This is a genomic window from Allomesorhizobium camelthorni, assembly GCF_011045125.1.
Classification (GTDB): Bacteria; Pseudomonadota; Alphaproteobacteria; order Rhizobiales; family Rhizobiaceae; genus Allomesorhizobium; species Allomesorhizobium camelthorni.
This window is the reverse complement of record NZ_JAAKZF010000286.1, coordinates 1-887: the sequence shown is the minus strand read 5'-3', so window position 1 is coordinate 887 and position 887 is coordinate 1. Positions and strand designations below refer to the sequence as shown.

Below are 887 nucleotides of genomic sequence, written 5' to 3'. Positions count from 1 at the left end.
GGCGCACATCGCCGAACTCATTGCATGGAAGCCGAACGAGGGCACCAAACTCGCTCTGCTTCTCTCCGCACATTCATCGATTCCACCGCAAATTGATTTAGATCGCGCCAGTTCCGACGAGCTTCAAACGTTGTTTGATGACTTGGACAAGAGAGGAGATAGGCTGTCACAGCTCGGTGCCATTGAGCTTGGGCTGTCGATTTTCGACCGCCACCCGCAAATAGAAGCAGCCATCATTGGCATGATCCAGCAGATTCGTGACGATGATACAGATTCCGCGAACAGTCGATTTCGTCTGCTGTCGGCTCTGGCTGTGCTGGTTGAAGGTGAAGTGTCTCGAGCAAAAACCCTGGCGGGCAAACCTCCGTTTTGGCGCCGCCTGGCTACGATAGCTCAGGCGTCGCTGATCGAGAGATGCATATGTTCATTTCCGGTCGACGTTGGAGGTTTCACCGAATGGGCCCACTCTGGCAGGGGGCAACAGTTTTATCTGCAAACATTGTGTGACTTGCGCCTGGAGCCGAAATGGATGCCCGACTTCATTTCGCCTGAGCAACTGAAAGCGGAGTTTATTGGGAGAATCGCGAATGCCGCGCAACGGCACAAGAACAAGATTGCCTCGCAAGACATCAAAGAGCTAACGCTTGCAGAGGACGAAGGCAGCATCAGGCACCAAATGAACTTTCCAATGCCCTTTCTTCCGGGCCCATTGGAAGGCGGCATAGCGCCAGACATCCCACTGCCACCTGATTTGGAAAGCTCGATCGACGAGGCCCTATCCAAGGAGTCGATTGACTGGAAGTCCTTCATTGGGCTCATAAACTCAGCCCTGATATTCAAACTGGATCCCAAATTTGCCGATCTGGCGGTAGAAGCTCTGCAACGCG

Annotated in this window: 1 protein-coding gene; it reads left to right on the top strand. The window is 53.4% G+C overall.

Annotation, left to right across the window (positions count from 1 at the left end; genetic code table 11):
• Nucleotides 1-887 (top strand): hypothetical protein (locus tag G6N73_RS35920; RefSeq protein WP_206079286.1); only part of this gene is annotated, 887 nt, incomplete at both ends.